This window comes from Sphingomonas larreae, assembly GCF_051400595.1.
GTDB lineage: Bacteria > Pseudomonadota > Alphaproteobacteria > Sphingomonadales > Sphingomonadaceae > Sphingomonas.
This window is the reverse complement of sequence record NZ_JBLFFI010000001.1, coordinates 975,224-991,507: the sequence shown is the minus strand read 5'-3', so window position 1 is coordinate 991,507 and position 16,284 is coordinate 975,224. Positions and strand designations below refer to the sequence as shown.

The following is a 16,284-nucleotide window of genomic DNA, read 5'->3' as shown; positions in this document are numbered from 1 at the left end:
CCTTGCGTGCGGGAGATTATCGAAGGGGGGCGAAGGGACCTACCTTGAGCTTCTCAGCCCGGTAGGTGTGGATCGTGCCGCTGTCGGCATCAGCAGCGGCCATCAACTTTGCGATAGACGGACGGCCAGCGGGCTTACGTTCAGCGTAGCCGGGGAGTGGAATGCCAAGCACATCAAGAGCAAGGCGGAAGCCTCCACGAATACGGCTGTCTGCACCTTGGACATGGGCAGCAACGCGAGGATCGAAGAGGCGATCGAGATTAATAGGACTGGGGTTCATCTGAGTATCCTCGGAATGGACGGAGTTAGTTTGTCAAAAGTCAAAGACAGAGGCACCGCTTGCACGTAAGCAAACGAGAACAGGTAGATTGCAATGATGAAAAGGGGAGCCTGCCAGCTTCCCACAACAGGAACAGGTAGCTGACAGGCCTATAGCGATGATACCCGAGCGCACCGGGCCAACAGTTAAAACAAGGGTATCATCGCTAATCGTAGAGGGTCATCCCTCGGATTGCTCAACGATCAGCATAGGAAAGCTGGGACCATGACCAGTAAACCAGATGCATCTATGCGCTTACGATCTGAGGCCAAGGGGAGCCTCGGTATCGGATCACTGAGCAATCAGAAGGATGAGTGTGGCGGCTACGGTATCAAGCCGTAGAGTGCCTAGGATACTAGATATACATAGCTATCTAATATCATCTTAGATTAGGAATACTGAGCTGTATCCGGTCGTCCCCCCGTCCTTCCCTCTACAGATAGATATCCGTATCCAAGGCGCTATGGAGGAGCAACTACAGCTATATCATCTTGAGTTAGATCATACGTCGCTTGTATTGCCGGTGTCCGATACCCGTATGCAATCCGTAAAGATGGCACACCCCGTCGCTATAAAGCTAAGCCTCTCGGCTCTAAGGTATCTACAGTTACGCACTGTCAGGCGTTCCCCGGCTAAACGGGCGTGGCGGTAATGAAGGTTTTCTATCTCGGTACGGTACTGGATTCGATCGGGCGTGAGAGAGTATGTTCTAGTAGCTATACGGTCCCGAAATGGCGGACGAGATTTGCCGACACATGGGCCGGCCTCTCACACCCGATCTCAGCGCCTCCGCAGCCTCCCGGCTAGGTCCGTACCCTGAGCTACCCAAATCGACTCACACGGGCTTCTCAGGGCATTCTGGCCGGGTCGTCAGGCGGCTCGCTTCTCAACCCGTTGAATGGCAGCGCGGGATACCCCGTACTCGGCTGCGAGAACGCCAAGGGATGCCCCCTCACTGCGGCGCTGGCGGATGGTAGCTTGCTGCTCGGCAGTGAGGGCCGATGGTCTGCCAAGCGCCTTGCCCTCAGCCTTTGCGCGGGTCAGACCGGCTTGCGTCCGCTCTACCAGCAGGTCCCGCTCAAACTCAGCTACGGCAGCGATAACGCTCATGGTCATCTTGCCGGCTGGGCTAGTCAGATCGACGCCACCAAGGGCTAGGCAGTGCACCTTCACGCCTTCCTTGGCGAGGCTATCCACAGTGCTGCGAACGTCCATGGCGTTGCGGCCTAGCCGGTCTAGCTTGGTCACGATCAGGATATCCCCGGCTTCCAGCCGATCAACCAGCTTAGCGAAGCCCTTGCGCTCCATGGCGGCAACGGACCCCGATACCGTCTCAGCTACGATACGCTTGGGATCGACCTTGAAGCCTGCGGCCTCAATCTCCCTCACCTGATTGTCTGTGGTCTGATCGGCGGTGCTGACGCGGCAGTAAGCGAAGGTGCGAGCCACAGCGGCCTCCTGTATTGGTAACGTGGCTCGTTATGTGGATCGTATCGCTATGCCTGTCAAGCTAGGTTTCGATACAATGATCCAACCTGTATCGTAACCGGTCGATTTAGATGCGGCTATGCCGGCCCCAGTGGCCTGACGCGCTTAACGCTACTTCAACAGGGCCACGGTTAGCGGGCTAGGCATGACGCCGCACGATGATCAGCCGCCGCCGCACCCTCTCGGCTTGGTGATCGGATGGGGCATTGCCCTGTATGGCCTTAGCCTCTTCGTGAAGCTGGTTTTCCACCTCTGATAGGGAGGCCAACCCAAGCCGCTCTACGCGTGTCATAATTGCAACCGGATCGGGTGGGGATACGGGGGAGAACCGGACTCGCTCTTGTCAGAGTGGCCCTCTCGCATATCTCTACCGAAAATAGGTCGTAGGCGAATTGCAAGCGGTCAGGCCATTGTCGATGGGGGTCAAGGCGGGGTGGGTAGAAAATTTCCTTTTCTTGGATCGGTTGGTGCAAACATCCCTGTAGTGCCGCCTTTCTTAGCAGCCTCGCGTTCAGTCCCCCGACATTTCCCTCCGCCCACAGTTGATTTGTCTCCGCAACTCGCAAAGGGTGAGCGAGGCGGCGTCTTGGGTCTGGCTGCGGAAATCGGGCGTTCTGAGAGTAATAGTATCAACTTCACTGGCCGGCCTAGTGACCCAGGAGTCATCAAGGTCGCTCTTCTTTTCGTCGACAAGCTCGATAAGCCAGACAACAATATCATTGGAACTTCGGAGGAGGTGGACATTGAGTTGGCGTCTCTTGGACTTGGCCAGCAAAGCAGGGCTAGCTTCTCTCAAGGGTTGAGCTACGATCAAATGGCTAATTACGCTTGGGAGGTGTACAAGCATTTAGAAAAGCGTGATGCTGGCCAATGGTCCTTGTGGCCGCAATACGATAACTACATAGTTCCTAAGGCTGAGCTACATGCTGGTTTGGCTTTTCAGATTGAACTGCAAAACTCCATCGTAGTGCCATCGGTCTCGACACCATACGAAGACCTGTTATCATTTAAGGAAAGGCACCGTGACGAGCTTGTAGCTGTACGTTTTAACCTCGAAGAGATGGCTATCAAGCTGTCTAATGAGGGTGACATTCGCTCGATCAAGCTTGAACGGGAAAAATTCGATGTCGCTCTTGCCGATTATCTGGCGAAGGCTCGTGAGTCTAACATCTCGAAAGCAGTTGCTAGCTTAAAGGCTGAGTTGGACTGGGCCACCGCAGTACGCAGCGTGGTGACTGCTGGCGGCACCATGATTGCTGCTCAACACTTCGATCTCACTAAGTCAGCGGCTGCCGTTGCGACCGGATTGGTAGCGGGCTTGTCAATCAAGAGTGTAGCAGGGCGGAGGGAGGGGCCTTCCCCGTTCCGATATCTTGCGAGGATCGAGCGTGAGTTTGGGGGATGAGACTCCTGTCGTGAGTTCCGGGGCGGGCTGTGTATTGCCTCAGCTAGTACAAAGGGCTAATACAACCGTCCCGACGCCCTTTCAAAAAACCGCAGAAATCCGCCATTTTTGGTGCCCCCGGTCTAATCCTCTTCTAGGCACCATTATTCCCCGAAGCGCTGCGACGCCGGGACGCGGGCGAGTTTGGCGCCTGCTCATAGTCAGTTGCATCATAACTGATCGTTGTAGGGCAGCTATGCCAGCCTTAGCGCAAGCGGCTGCGCTTAACGCGACGTCAACGCTGCGAAGCTAGCCGGCAGGAGATGGCATCGCACTCGCCAGATGATGAACCGGCGCACCCCGTGGCGATGGTGATCGGGTGGGCTCTTGCCTTGTACGGCCTCAACATCTTTGTGAACGCAGCGCTCCGCCTCTGATCGGGCCGGCGAGGTAGACCTCCCCACGCCTCGCATGATCGCAGCCGGATCGGCTTGGGCTGCGGGGGTAAGCCGAGCGTCTCGCTACATCGGGGGATCCCCGCCACGCCCCCCATTGCTACCACCCTCCACCCCCCTTGACGCGCCGCGACCGCTTCCGCACTCTCCCATGGTATCGTTAACACGCGACGGCGATCACGCCCGCGCAGGAGAGGAAGCGGCGATGGCGTCATCACCCGTCAGGATCGGCCGGCGCGGCGCGCTGTTCGGCAGCCTCACCGCCGGCGCGGGGCTGGCGCTGCCCGGCGACGCCGCCGCCGCGACGCGCGAGCGCCCCACCGATGCCCGCTGCACCACGCCGCGCAGCGCGATCGCGCGCACCCAATACGGTCCGGTGCGCGGCTACATCGCCGGCGACGTGCTCACCTTCAAGGGCATCCCCTATGGCGACGACACCGGCGGCGCCAACCGCTGGCTCCCCGCCAAGGCGCCGGCGCGCTGGAGCGATCCCTATCCCGCGCTCGCCTATGGCGCCAATTGCCCGCAGACCCCGCACAGCTTCCGCGCCAAGGAGCATACCTTCCTCCAGCAATGGACCGACGGCTTCCAGGGCGAGGACATGCTCAAGCTCAACGTCTGGACGCCGTCGCTGAGCGGCAGCCGGCCGGTGATGGTGTATTTCCACGGCGGCGGCTTCAGCTTCGGCTCCGCCTATGAGCTCGCCGCGCACGACGGCGCGCAGATGGCGCGGCATCACGACGTGGTGCAGGTCTCGGTCAACCACCGGCTCAACGTGCTCGGCTTCCTCGACGTCGCCGAGGTCGGCGGCGCGGCCTATGCGGGGTCGGTCAATGTCGGCATGACCGACTGCGTCGCCGCGCTGCGCTGGGTTCGCGAGAACATCGCGGCGTTCGGCGGCGATCCGGACAAGGTGATGATCTACGGCCAGTCCGGCGGCGGGTCCAAGGTGACCACCCTGCTCGGCATGCCGTCCGCGCGCGGGCTGATCCATCGCGCCGCGATCCAGTCGGGCGGGGGCGGCAATCTGCCGACGCGCGAGCAGTCGCGCGACTATGCGCGCCGCGTCGTCACGGCGCTCGGCATCGGTCCGCGCGACATGGCGGCGCTGCAGGCGATGCCGTGGCAGCGGCTGTTCGAGGCGGGCAACCAGGCCGCGGCCGAGATCAACGGGCCGGCGCGGCGCTCCTTCTGGTTCGCGATGGGCGCGGCGGGCGCGCCGCGGGTCGGCTTCGGCCCGACGCTCGACGACGCGACGATCACGCTGCGCTCGTTCCACGACGCCGCCCCCGCGCAGACGCGCGACGTCCCGCTGCTGATCGGGTCGGTCAGCGAGGAGGGCATGTCGTACAGCTCCAACCCGAGCGAGGCGGAGTGGCGCGCCTCGCTCGCCAAGGATCTCGGCGCGGCAAAGGCGGACCAGCTGGTCGCCGCGATGAAGCGCGCGCACCCCGAGAAGAGCATCCGCACGCTCTCCTACGGGGTCGGCGGCTATGCGCAGCGCAACAACGTCCAGCGCATGATCAAGCTGCGCCACGATGCGGGCGGGGCGCCCGCCTACCAATATTGGTTCACCTGGCAGTCGCCCCAGCTCGATGGCCAGTGCGGCGCCTGGCACACCGCGGAGCTCGCCTTCTGTTTCGACAACACCGCTTTGTGTGATCAGGGGACGGGGAACACGCCCGAGGCGCAGCGGCTGGCGCGGCGCATGGCCACCGCCTGGGCGCAGTTTGCGCGCACCGGCGACCCGAGCCAGCCGGGGCTCGCCTGGCAGCCGAGCGACCCGACGCGCTGCCAGACGATGATTCTGGACGATCATTGCCGCATGGTGGACGATCCGGAGGGCGACGTACGCCGCGTGCTGCTCGCCTGAGCGCTGCGGCGCCGCACTGCTGTCCGCCAGCGCGTGCGGCTGCTAGGTAGCAGACCTGCAAAGACATCAGCGCCGCGGGGGGCGCGGAACGGAGAGAGTGAGTGGTCGTGAACAAGGCGATGAGACAATGGTCGCGCCGGCGTTTCCTCGCCAGCTCGGCGGTGACCGCACTGGTCGGCGCGGCGGTGCCCACGGCCGCGGCGCCGACATTGGCGGTGGCGCGCGGCAAGCTGGCGCCGTTCGATCTCCACGACGTCGACCTCGGCGACGGACCGTTCCTGCGCGCGCAGAAGCTCACCGAGGCCTATCTGCTGCGGCTCGAGCCCGACCGCATGCTCCACAATTTCCGAGTCAACGCGGGGCTCAAGCCCAAGGCGCCAGTCTATGGTGGGTGGGAGTCGGAGCCGACCTGGGCCGACATCAACTGCCATGGCCATACGCTCGGCCATTATCTCTCCGCCTGCGCGCTGGCGTGGCGCTCGACCGGTGACGAGCGCTACCGCCAGCGGATCGAGCATATCGTCGCGGAGCTGGCCGAGTGCCAGCGCGCCGCCGGCAGCGGACTGGTCTGCGCTTTCCCCAAGGGGCCTGCGCTGGTCGCGGCGCATCTGCGCGGCGAGCCCATCACCGGCGTGCCCTGGTACACGCTCCACAAGGTGTATGCGGGGCTGCGCGACGCCGCGCTGCTGGCCGACAGCGCGGGCGCGCGCGCGGTGCTGATCCGCTTCGCCGACTGGGCGGTGGTGGCGACGAGGCCCTTGTCGGACCAGCAGTTCGAGACGATGCTCGAGACCGAGCATGGCGGCATGAACGAGGTGCTCGCTGATCTGTACCTGATGACCGGCAACGCCGATTATCGCACGCTGGCGCAGCGCTTTTCGCACAAGGCGATCCTCGATCCGCTGGCGCGCCAGCGCGACCAGCTCGACGGGCTCCACGCCAACACGCAGATCCCCAAGATTTTCGGGTTCGAGCGCGTCTATGAGGTGACCGGCGACCCACGCTATCGCGATGCCGCCGCCTTCTTCTGGCGCACCGTCGCGCACACCCGCTCGTTCGCGACCGGCGGGCACGGCGACAACGAACATTTCTTCCCCGTCGCCGCGTTCGCCGAGCACGTCTTTTCGGCGAAAGGTTCGGAGACGTGCGGCCAGCACAACATGCTGAAGCTGACGCGCGCGCTGTTCCTCCAGAACCCCAGCGCGGACTATGCCGACTTCTATGAGCGCGTGCTCTACAACGGCATCCTCGCCTCGCAGGACCCCGACAGCGGGATGGCGACCTATTTCCAGGGCGCGCGGCCGGGCTACATGAAATTGTACCACACGCCCGAGGACTCCTTCTGGTGCTGCACCGGCACGGGCATGGAGAACCACGTCAAATACCGCGATTCGATCTACTTCCACGACGATCGCCAGCTGTACGTGAACCTCTTCATTCCCTCGACGCTGCGCTGGACCGCGCAGCGCGCGACGCTGACGCAGACCACCGCCTTCCCCGAACAGGCCGGCACCGCCTTGCGCTGGGCGCTGGAGCGCCCGACCGAACTGACGCTGCAGCTGCGCCACCCGCGCTGGAGCCGCGACGCGGTGGTGCTGGTCAATGGCCGCGAGGTCGCGCGCTCGGTGGTGCCCGGTCGCTACATCGCGGTGTCGCGCACGTGGCGCGATGGGGACCGCGTCGAGCTGCGGCTGGCGATGCGCGTCACGGTGGAGGAGGCACCCGCCGCGCCCGGCATCGCCGCGATGCTGTACGGTCCGCTGGTGCTGGCGGGGGCGTTGGGACGCGACCAGCTCGCCCCCGGCGCGGACATCATCGTCAACGAGCGCCGCTACGGCAGCTACAATGACGCGCCGTTCACCCCGCCGACGCTGGCGGGCGACGCGGCATCGCTCGCCGCCGCGGTGCGGCCGGGTGGGCGCCCGCTGGAGTTCACCGTGGCCTCGGCCGAGCGGCGCCCGGTCCAACTGGTGCCGTATTACCGCATCGCGCATCAGCGCTACGCGACCTATTGGCAGCTGGCGCCGGGCACCGCCTGACGCGCGACGGCACGGCGTTGCTCCTGTCCTGCGCGGCGGTGGGCACGCCGTCCGCATCGTCGGGCGGGTCACCGCCCGGTCCGACGCTCGGTCCCACTCCAGAACAGCCGCTCGAAGCGTCTTCGCCGAAGCGGCTTGCACAGCGAGTCGCGCGGGGTAGGAGCGCTCGTTGTGAGATCGCAACGAACCGCCATCCTGCTCCTCGCCGCACTGTTGGCGCGATCCGCTGCGGTCGCCGAGCCGGCGCGACCGGCGCCGCCGCGCGCCGACGAGACCGCGTGGCGCCGACGCGCCGGCCCCGCGGTCCGCGACGGCGCGGTGCTGCGCGCGGCGATGCTGGCCGAGCACAATCGCGCGCGCGCCGAGCTGGCGCTGCCGCCGCTCGCCTGGGACGAGGCGCTGGCGCGCGCCGCCGACGCTTACGCGCGCGAGCTCGCGCATACCGGCCGCTTCGCGCATGCGCGACAGCCGCGCGGCGCGCGCCACGGCGAGAACCTGTTCGCCGGAACGCGAGACGCCTATGATTATGCCGAGATGGTGCGCTGGTGGCTCGACGAGCGACGCGTTTACGTCAACGCGCCGTCGCCGTGGTTCAGCCGCACCGGGCGGTGGCAGGATGCGGTGCATTATGCGCAGATCGTCTGGCGCGGCACCACCCGGCTGGGCTGCGCGCTGGCGGCCGGGCAGCGCGACGACGTGCTCGTCTGTCGCTACGCGCCCGCCGGCGAGGTGATCGGGCAGGTCGCCTATTAGCTGATTCGTTGAACCGCCGCGCGCGCGGGCGCCGCGCCGCTCAGCCCGGCGGCGCGGCGGTCCCGGCGAGCAACCCACCGTCGATCGTCACCTCGGTGCCGGTGATATAGCTCGCCTCGTCCGACGCGAGCATCACTGCCACGGCCGCGACCTCCTCCGCGCGGCCGAACCGGCGCAGCGGCGTGTCGGCGACCAGTGCCTGCATCCGCGCCGCCCGCTCGGGGCCGTCGCCCAACATCGCCTCCCACATCGGCGTCAGGATCGCGCCGGGGTGGATCGAGTTGCACCGGATCGCCCAGCCTTGCTGCGCGCAGTAGAGCGCGACGGTCTTGCTGTGGTTACGGATCGCCGCCTTGGACGCGGCATAAGCGGCGGCGGCCGGAACCCCGACCATGCCCGAGCGCGACGACAGGTTGATGATCGATCCGCTGCCGGCGCGCTTCATCGCCGCGATGGCGTAGCGACAGCCGAGAAAGGTGCCATCGAGGTTCACGCGGTGCACCGCGCGCCAGTCCGCCAGTGACGCATGCTCCGGATCATGCGCCACCGCGCCGTGCTCGAAGCCGGTGACGCCTGCGTTGTTGACCACCACGTCGGCGGCGGGGAGCTGCTCGGCGAGGCGCGCCCAATCGGCTTCCTCGCGCACGTCCAGTGGAGCAACGTCGCAGCCGATCGCGTCCGCCGCCGCCCTGGCGGCGGCGCCGTCGATGTCGGTGAGGATCACGCGCGCGCCCTCGGCGTGGAAGCGCGCGGCGATGGCGCGGCCGATGCCGCGCGCCGCGCCGGTGACGACGCAGGTCTTGCCGTTCAATCGGGTCATGTCGGTCTCGGGTCAGGAGAGCAGGGGGCGGCGCGTGCCGCCGTGCCGGGCCGCCTCAGCGGCGATGCGGGACCATGTGCGTCGACTCCGTTGACCGAAGCGCAGGATAGGGCGCGATCACCCAGAGGGGAAGGGCGGGTTGGGCGTGGCGAGGTGACGGCGGGCGAACCGGCCGTTGGCGAAGGTCGCTGCTTTTTCTGGCTCTTCGTCAGCCAAGGTGCGGGCGGGGTGCAACGAGCCGCGCGGCGGAAGGGAGCATCGCCCCGTCGGCAGAGAGGGCGCCCAGAAGTCGAAGGTTCAGATCAGGCCGCCACAGCCTTCCGGTCATCCCGGACTTGGTCCGGGGTTCACCGTGCCGCTTACTCCGCACCCGTTGCTCCGTCGGATCAGTGGGTCCCGGACCAAGTTCGGGATGACGGCAGGGAAGGGGAGGGGAGAGGTCCCGCCCCAACGAGGCGTGTGGATCGCAGGTGAGTGAGCGACGCACCCTCCGCCAGCAACATCCTGTTACTTTCTCGCGGCCGCCGCGTTCTTGCCCTGCATCATAGAGGAAGCGGGCATGGGACGGCTGCTCACCATGGCGTTGGCGTGGGTCATCGCGATCCTCGGCGGGTTCTTCGCGGTGGCGGGCGGCGTGCTCGCCTCGCTCGGCGGCTCGCCTTATTACCTCATCGCCGGAATTGCGATGGCGGCGAGCGGGGCGCTGCTCGGGCGCGGGCACGCCGCCGGGCGCTGGCTCTATGTCGCAATATGGGTTGGCACGCTGCTGTGGGCGCTGTGGGAGGTCGGATTTGACGGGCTGCAGCTGATCCCGCGGCTGGTCGCGCCGACCGTGCTGCTCGCGCTGGTGCTGCTGACCGGCTGGCGGCGCGGGCCGCGCGCCCGCTCGCGCGCGGTGCCGGCAGTGGCCGCGGGCGTGGCCGCGCTGGCGGGGCTCGGGCTGATGCTCGGCCACCAGGACGTCGAAGCGCAGGGAAGCGCACCGCGCGCTGCCCTTGCCGCAGCGCCGACCGGCCCGGCGGACGCCGACTGGCGCGACTATGGCGGCACCCCCGCGGGGCGGCGCTACTCCGCGCTGGCGGATATCACGCCGCAGAATGTCGGCAAGCTCCAGCTCGCCTGGACGCAGCGCACCGGCGACCTGCCGATGCCGGCGGAGGCGACCGAGCACAAACGCGAATATCATTCCGAGGCGACCCCGATCCATATCGGCGACACGCTCTACACCTGCACCCCCCACTCCTTCGTCCAGGCGATCGACGCCACCACGGGCAAGACCAAGTGGAGCTGGCACGAGGCCGCCCAGATAGCGGGCAACAATTATCTCGTCTGCCGCGGCGTCACCTATTTCGAGGCGCCCGCCGGCACGCCCTGCCCGCGGCGTATCTTCGCGCCGACGTTCGACGCGCGGCTGGTCGCGCTCGACGCCGATACCGGCCGGCCGTGCCCGAGCTTCGGCCAAGGCGGCGCGATCGACCTGCGCGCCAACATGGGCACGTCCAGACCCTCCGACCAGATCGGCACCACGCCGCCGGTAGTCGTGAACGGTCGGCTGATCATCGGCGAGCGCATCACCGACAACGTCAACCGCGACATCCCCTCGGGCGTGGTGCGCGCCTATGATCCGGTCTCGGGCACGCCGGTCTGGGCGTGGGACGTCGGCCGTTCGCCCGACGCGATCCCGCCGCTGCCGGCGGGGCAGGTCTATACGCGCGGCACGCCCAACGTGTGGGGCGCGATCACCGCCGACTCCGACAACGGGCTGGTGTATCTCGGCACCGGCAACGCCTCGCCCGACTACTGGATCGGCTACCGCCGCCCGTTTGACGACCGCTTCGGCAGCGCGATCGTCGCGCTCGAGGCGCAGACCGGCCGCTTGCGCTGGGTGCGCCAGCTGGTCCACCGTGACATGTGGGACATGGACCTGCCGATCGGCCCGTCGCTGTTCGACTATCGCGCGCCGAACGGGCAGGTGATCCCGGCGCTGATCCAGACCACCAAGATGGGGCAGGTGTTCTTTCTGAACCGGCTGACCGGCGCGCCGATCGCCGCCATCACCGAGCGGAAGGTGCGCACCGACGGCGCCACGCCGGGGGTGCGCGTCTCGCCGACCCAGCCCTTCTCGACCGGCATGCCGAGCTTCACCCCGCCCGCGCCGACCGAGGCGGCGACGTGGGGCGCGACGCCGATCGACCAGCTCTTCTGCCGCATCGACATCCGCCGCGCGCAGGGCACCGGCATCTACCAGCCGATGGGGCTCAAGCCGATCATCGGCCACCCGGCGTTCGACGGCGTCACCGATTGGGGCGGCGCGGCGGTTGATCCGGTGCGCGGGGTCATGACGGTCAACACGATGGAGATGCCGTTCAAGCTGTGGCTGATGCGGCGGGACGACCCGCGCGCGGCGAAGCTGATGAAGCAGAAGCAGGGCGGCGAGAACGCGATGCAGGCCCAGCTGCAGACGCAGTATAACACGCCCTATGTCGCGGTGGTGAAGGCCTGGGTCGGCATCTTCGGCGCGCCCTGCGTCGCGCCGCCCTGGGGGCATCTCACCGCGGTCGATCTCGGCACGCGCAAGGTGCTGTGGCGCGAGGTGCTGGGCACCGCGCGCGACACCGGGTTGTTCGGCTCGCACCTCGGCGTGCCGCTGAAGACCGGCGTGCCCAATCTCGGCGGCTCGATCATCACCGCGGGCGGGCTGGCCTTCATCGGCGCCACCACCGACCAATATCTGCGCGCCTTCGATCTCAGCACCGGCAAGGTGGTGTGGAAGGCGCGGCTGCCCGCCGGCGCGCAGGCGACGCCGATGACCTATCGCGGGCGCGACGGGCGGCAGTACGTCGTGATCACCGCGGGCGGCCACGGCGCGCTGGGGACGCGGTACGGGGATTACACGCTGGCCTACGCGCTGCCGCGGACGTGAGGGGCGAGCGGAGCGGAGCATTTCTCCGTCCTTTCTTCGTCTAGAAGCCATCGCAGTGCCACAAAGCACGGTCAGCGCGGACGGCGCAGAGTCAGAGCGTGAAGCTCTCCGCATCATCGTCCGGGGGCCACGGAGGATAGATAATGGGCTTGTCACCGAAATATTTCCGAACCACGCGCTGCACGCGGTCTAGCAACAACTCCTCAGGGTCGATCGCGTCCGGGTAAATGTATGTCGCCTCGAAACGCCCGTCGCGAACGAGGTACTCGATCGCAGCCCAGCGATCATCGGATGGCTGAGCCTCCCATAGGTAAAGCAATGTGTCGCCGAGCCGATCGAGATCTGGCCGACGGTAAAGAATGTGATCGCCGAGATCCTTGTGGATCGACGGAGCGACGTATCCTTCGTCCAACTCGGCATAGAGAAGAGTGTTATCGAGCGGATAGTCTCCGTCCTCTGCCAGGAGTTTTCCTATACTGTTTAGATGAGGTACGTTGTCGTCGCTCAGCGCCGTTTCCTCGATTGATTGCTTAATTCAACGCTGTGCTCGGAACCATCCACCTTCCAGAATACATCTATCGTCGATGGTCTGACGGAGCTGCCGTCGAACGCAGGCCTGATCTGAACCTCGACGTCTCTCCCTGCGCGCTTCGATCTGGCCCATTGATCCTCCAGCGAGCGATAGCGGCCGCGGTTGAAGTTGGCGTCCTGAGCGAAGTGATTAAGGCGTCTGTCGGGCCGTTGAACCGGGCGGCTATATAATGCCCCCCGTGGTCGCTCGGCCGTCGCTCCGACCCTCCTGCCTTCGCCTGCGCTGCCCGAGAGCGGACAGGCGTAGCGGCGATCGTCAGATGCCCGGTGACCCGCCTCGTCCGCCCACGCGAGTCGATCTCGAAGGCGTAGCCGTTGCGCGTCACCGTGTGCCGTTGATCGCGCGGATCAACGTTCGCTTCGGGTGCGGGCGGCACGTGAGGGCCGTGCGGTCGCACCGCCGTTGCGGTGCCGTGGCTGCCGGGGTTCGGCGACGGAGGTCGCGAAGGTGGCGGGCCCCAGCTGCCGGTTGCACCGCCGCCGCCGAAGCTGCCGCCGTGTCCGGTGAAGACTCGCTTGCGCGGCGAGCTAGCGAGCTGCGGGTCGCCAACCTGGGGTCCCGAGGTGAACCGTCCGTCGCGGGGGTCGTGCCAAGGGTTGAACTTCAACTCGACGCCATCGTCGCGCCATGTCGGCAACGTCCCGGTGCGCAGCCACGTCGCGAATAGACGTCGGCGTTCTGCCGGATCCAGATCTGCCGGTAGATGGGCCCGCGGCATGTTCATCGTGTCGCTCCGTCATGAAGACGACGAGAACATCTGAGCAACACTGTCCAACAAAGCAAATGGCGGGTCGTGCGCGATCGCCAACGCGGGTCAGTGGCTCAGTCGAGCGCACGACTCGTCATCATCTTTTCAGTGACGCGATGAAAGGTGTGGGAGATCGAAAGCGCGGAGACGCCGCGCGTCCCCTCCCGTCACGCGGCCTCGCGGGCCTCCACTTCCCTCAGAACACCGCCGCGACCAGCTGCCGGAAGGCGTCGCCGCGGTGGCTGATCGCGTTCTTGGCGGGCTCGTTCATCTCGCCGAAGGTGACGTCGTGCCCGTCCGGCCGGAACACCGGGTCGTAGCCGTGGCCCTTGTCGCCGCGCGGCGGCCACACCAGCGTCCCGTCGACGCGGCCCTCGAACCACTCGACATGGCCGTCGGGCCAGGCCAGCGCCAGCGCGCAGACGAAATGCGCGGTGCGCGGCGCGTCGGGCAGCGCAGCCAGCTTGTCCTCGACCAGCCGCATGGCGTGGCCGAAATCCTTGTTCTCGCCGCCCCAGCGCGCCGAGAAGATGCCGGGGTCGCCGCCCAGCGCATCGACGCACAGCCCGCTGTCGTCGGCCAGCGCGGGCAGCCCCGACAGATCCGCCGCGGCGCGCGCCTTGAGCTCGGCGTTCATCACGAAGGTGGTGCCGGTCTCCTCGGGCTCGGGCAGGTCGAGCTCGCCCGCCGAGACGACGTCGAGCCCGCGCCCCTCGAGCAGCGCGGCGATCTCGCGTACCTTGCCCTGGTTGTGGCTGGCGATCACCAGCTTGCCCGGCGCGAGCTGGCGGATCGCCTGCGGCGTATCGCCCTCGCCGCTCACGCGACCGCCTTCGCCTGCGCGGCGAAGATGTCGGTGCAGCCGATCCGCGCCAGCCGCAGCAGGCGGAGCAGCGCCTCCTCGTCATAGGTGGCGTGCTCGGCGGTGGCCTGCGCCTCGGCGATATGGCCGTTCTCGAGCAGCACGAAATTGGCGTCGGCGTCGGCGTTCGAGTCCTCGTCGTAGTCGAGGTCGAGCACCGGGTTGCCCTGGTAGATGCCGCACGACACCGCCGCCACCTTCTGGCAGATCGGGTCGGCGCTGAGCTTGCCGTCCTTGAGCAGCGCGTCCACCGCGAGCCGCAGCGCCACCCAGGCGCCCGAGATCGAGGCGGTGCGCGTGCCGCCGTCGGCCTGGATCACGTCGCAGTCGAGCGTGATCTGGCGTTCGCCGAGCAGCGCCATGTCGGTGACGGCGCGCAAGCTACGGCCGATCAGCCGCTGGATCTCCTGGGTGCGGCCCGACTGCTTGCCCTTGGCGGCCTCGCGGCTGCTGCGCGTGTGCGTGGCGCGCGGCAGCATGCCATATTCGGCGGTGACCCAGCCCTGACCCTTGCCGCGCAGGAACGGCGGCACGCGCTCCTCGATCGAGGCGGTGACCAGCACCTTGGTGTCGCCGAAGCCAATCAGCACCGATCCCTCGGCGTGGCGCGTGAAACGCGGCTCGATCGTGATCGCGCGCATCTGGTCGGGGCCGCGGCCGCTGGGACGCATTCAACTCTCCTCAAGGTAGGGTGCGGCAGGCCCTAGCCGCGATGATGACGCGGCGCCAGCGCGTTGCGGGGGCCGGGAGCGAGGGAGACGGGACGATGCGGGCGACACGCGCGGCGATGGCGGCGGGAGTGGCGCTGGTGCTGGTAGGATGCGCGACCGGCCGCGACGGCGCGCGCGACAGGGCGGGGGAGGAGATCAGCTACGCCACGGCGCCGTGCTTCGGCACTTGCCCGGTGTACCGCGTGACGGTCCGCAGCGATGGCACCGGCAGCTTCACGGGCGAGCGCTTCACCGCGGCGACCGGCACGCGCGCGATCGCGGTGCCGCGCGACGCTTACCGCCGCTTCGCCGCCGCGCTGGCGCCGTATCGCCCCGCGGGCGAGCGGCTGGTCGCGCCGGGCAGCGCCGACTGCGCCGACGCGCCGACCGACCTGCCGAGCATCGACGTGCGCTGGCGCGGCGCGGACGGCGAGCACCACCTCCGCTTCTACAAGGGCTGCCACCGCGGCAATGCGGCGCTCGCCGCCGCGCTGGAGCCGGCGCCCGCCGCGCTGCCGATCGGCGCGCTGATCGGGCGGCGGTAGCTGTCGGCACGGCGGTGGCCGGCTACCCCCGGTGAGAGCTGGTCGCCGGCCAACAGATCCTTTCCTACAGGGCTCTCTCGTCAAAACGCGCGGAACGCTCCTCACCTTCCGTCATTCCGGACGTGTCTCGGGATCCACGCCTCTGCAAGAGCGATGCTGCGGGAGTGCGCGGCACGCTGGATGCCGGATCAAGTCCGGGTGGCGGAAGAGGTTGGCAGAGGCTTTCCGACCTGTAAGCCTAAGGATAGCGCGCGGCGAACTCGCGATCGGACATCACCAGATAACGCACCATGTCGAACAGCGAGAGCGGGAAGGTGACGAGCGTCCCGATCACGGTGAAGGTCAGCACGGCCATCACGATCCCCGAGGTCACCCGACCGAGATAGAAACGGTGGATGCCGAACATGCCGAAGAGAAAGGCGAGCACCGCGGCGATATATTTGTTGCGGCCCGAGGTCGGCGCCACGCTCGCGGCCGGCAGCGGCGCCGGTTCCGTCGACATCGCGGCGACGGGGACCGGGAAGACGTTGCGCGCGCGCCCGTCAGCCGCCTCGAAATCGACCAGCTGGCCGCGCGACGGCTCGCCGTGCTGCGCCCAGTCGTCAGGCGCGAACCTGTAGCGCTGCCCGTCGTCGCCCGCGACGAGACCCTCGCCGCTGCGTACGTCCACCCCGAGTATCTGTCCGCGCATGCCTCGCTCCGTTCTGCGACACCGGTGTTCCCGCAGCCTTGCGGCTTTTGCAAGCGCCGCGCGGCGTCGTGGTCGCGCCGGC

The 16,284-nt window shown here is 67.1% G+C and carries 13 protein-coding genes and 1 pseudogene; 6 read left to right on the top strand and 8 right to left on the bottom strand.

Annotated features, from left to right (window positions below; all coding sequences use genetic code 11):
* Nucleotides 1–16: 16 nt before the first annotated feature.
* Nucleotides 17–280, bottom strand: a complete 264-nt coding sequence (locus ACMGDM_RS04370; protein ID WP_436802885.1) for a hypothetical protein — start codon at nucleotides 278–280, stop codon at nucleotides 17–19.
* A 909-nt stretch (nucleotides 281–1,189) separates the two neighbouring features.
* A complete protein-coding gene (locus ACMGDM_RS04365) occupies nucleotides 1,190–1,768 on the bottom strand; it encodes a recombinase family protein (protein WP_436802884.1) in 579 nt (192 codons plus the stop codon).
* A gap of 625 nt (nucleotides 1,769–2,393) precedes the next feature.
* Here ACMGDM_RS04365 and ACMGDM_RS04360 point away from each other — a divergent pair.
* The 4 genes from ACMGDM_RS04360 to ACMGDM_RS04345 all read left to right on the top strand — a co-directional run bounded on the left by ACMGDM_RS04360 (nucleotide 2,394) and on the right by ACMGDM_RS04345 (nucleotide 8,311).
* Complete coding sequence (locus ACMGDM_RS04360; RefSeq protein WP_436802883.1) at nucleotides 2,394–3,212, top strand: DUF6236 family protein; 819 nt, start codon at nucleotides 2,394–2,396, stop codon at nucleotides 3,210–3,212.
* A gap of 639 nt (nucleotides 3,213–3,851) precedes the next feature.
* On the top strand, nucleotides 3,852–5,519 hold the full coding sequence (locus tag ACMGDM_RS04355; protein WP_436802882.1) for a carboxylesterase/lipase family protein: 1,668 nt from the start codon (nucleotides 3,852–3,854) through the stop codon (nucleotides 5,517–5,519).
* 119 nt (nucleotides 5,520–5,638) lie between these two features.
* Nucleotides 5,639–7,558 carry a glycoside hydrolase family 127 protein gene (locus ACMGDM_RS04350; protein ID WP_436803625.1) on the top strand — a complete coding sequence of 640 codons (1,920 nt, stop codon included), beginning with the start codon at nucleotides 5,639–5,641 and terminating at the stop codon, nucleotides 7,556–7,558.
* A gap of 171 nt (nucleotides 7,559–7,729) precedes the next feature.
* Nucleotides 7,730–8,311, top strand: coding sequence for a CAP domain-containing protein (locus ACMGDM_RS04345; RefSeq protein WP_436802881.1), 582 nt, complete (start codon nucleotides 7,730–7,732; stop codon nucleotides 8,309–8,311).
* A gap of 40 nt (nucleotides 8,312–8,351) precedes the next feature.
* Here the strand turns inward: ACMGDM_RS04345 and ACMGDM_RS04340 are convergent, their stop codons facing one another.
* Entirely contained in the window at nucleotides 8,352–9,131 is a 780-nt protein-coding gene (locus ACMGDM_RS04340; protein ID WP_436802880.1) for an SDR family NAD(P)-dependent oxidoreductase, read from the bottom strand.
* Between the two features lie 559 nt (nucleotides 9,132–9,690).
* On the opposite strand from ACMGDM_RS04340, the gene ACMGDM_RS04335 reads away from it, so the two are divergent.
* Entirely contained in the window at nucleotides 9,691–12,054 is a 2,364-nt protein-coding gene (locus tag ACMGDM_RS04335; RefSeq protein ID WP_436802879.1) for a membrane-bound PQQ-dependent dehydrogenase, glucose/quinate/shikimate family, read from the top strand.
* A gap of 91 nt (nucleotides 12,055–12,145) precedes the next feature.
* On the opposite strand, the gene ACMGDM_RS04330 is transcribed toward ACMGDM_RS04335, so the two are convergent.
* The 4 genes and pseudogenes from ACMGDM_RS04330 to rph all read right to left on the bottom strand — a co-directional run bounded on the left by ACMGDM_RS04330 (nucleotide 12,146) and on the right by rph (nucleotide 14,927).
* Nucleotides 12,146–12,466, bottom strand: a complete 321-nt coding sequence (locus ACMGDM_RS04330) for a hypothetical protein (RefSeq protein ID WP_436802878.1) — start codon at nucleotides 12,464–12,466, stop codon at nucleotides 12,146–12,148.
* Nucleotides 12,467–12,558: 92 nt separating this feature from the next.
* Nucleotides 12,559–13,364: pseudogene (locus ACMGDM_RS04325) on the bottom strand (DNA/RNA non-specific endonuclease).
* 226 nt (nucleotides 13,365–13,590) lie between these two features.
* Entirely contained in the window at nucleotides 13,591–14,217 is a 627-nt protein-coding gene (gene rdgB / locus ACMGDM_RS04320; protein WP_436802877.1) for an RdgB/HAM1 family non-canonical purine NTP pyrophosphatase, read from the bottom strand.
* Nucleotides 14,214–14,927: a ribonuclease PH gene (gene rph, locus ACMGDM_RS04315; protein WP_436802876.1), complete on the bottom strand. Its 714-nt coding sequence runs from the start codon at nucleotides 14,925–14,927 to the stop codon at nucleotides 14,214–14,216. Before rph ends, rdgB begins: the two co-directional genes overlap by 4 nt.
* A gap of 95 nt (nucleotides 14,928–15,022) precedes the next feature.
* On the opposite strand from rph, the gene ACMGDM_RS04310 reads away from it, so the two are divergent.
* Nucleotides 15,023–15,511: a DUF6438 domain-containing protein gene (locus ACMGDM_RS04310; RefSeq protein WP_436802875.1), complete on the top strand. Its 489-nt coding sequence runs from the start codon at nucleotides 15,023–15,025 to the stop codon at nucleotides 15,509–15,511.
* Between the two features lie 238 nt (nucleotides 15,512–15,749).
* Here ACMGDM_RS04310 and ACMGDM_RS04305 read toward each other — a convergent pair whose 3' ends face one another.
* The gene (locus tag ACMGDM_RS04305) at nucleotides 15,750–16,202 is read right to left on the bottom strand and encodes a TM2 domain-containing protein (RefSeq protein WP_436802874.1); all 453 of its coding nucleotides are present in this window, start codon (nucleotides 16,200–16,202) and stop codon (nucleotides 15,750–15,752) included.
* Nucleotides 16,203–16,284 lie beyond the last annotated feature (82 nt).

Coding starts and splice junctions, on each gene's coding strand:
- ACMGDM_RS04370 (WP_436802885.1), bottom strand. CDS start 280: ATGAACCCCAGTCCTATTAATCTCGATCGCCTCTTCGATCCTCGCGTT.
- ACMGDM_RS04355 (WP_436802882.1), top strand. CDS start 3,852: ATGGCGTCATCACCCGTCAGGATCGGCCGGCGCGGCGCGCTGTTCGGC.
- ACMGDM_RS04350 (WP_436803625.1), top strand. CDS start 5,639: ATGAGACAATGGTCGCGCCGGCGTTTCCTCGCCAGCTCGGCGGTGACC.
- ACMGDM_RS04340 (WP_436802880.1), bottom strand. CDS start 9,131: ATGACCCGATTGAACGGCAAGACCTGCGTCGTCACCGGCGCGGCGCGC.
- ACMGDM_RS04335 (WP_436802879.1), top strand. CDS start 9,691: ATGGGACGGCTGCTCACCATGGCGTTGGCGTGGGTCATCGCGATCCTC.
- rph (WP_436802876.1), bottom strand. CDS start 14,927: ATGCGTCCCAGCGGCCGCGGCCCCGACCAGATGCGCGCGATCACGATC.
- ACMGDM_RS04310 (WP_436802875.1), top strand. CDS start 15,023: ATGCGGGCGACACGCGCGGCGATGGCGGCGGGAGTGGCGCTGGTGCTG.
- ACMGDM_RS04305 (WP_436802874.1), bottom strand. CDS start 16,202: ATGCGCGGACAGATACTCGGGGTGGACGTACGCAGCGGCGAGGGTCTC.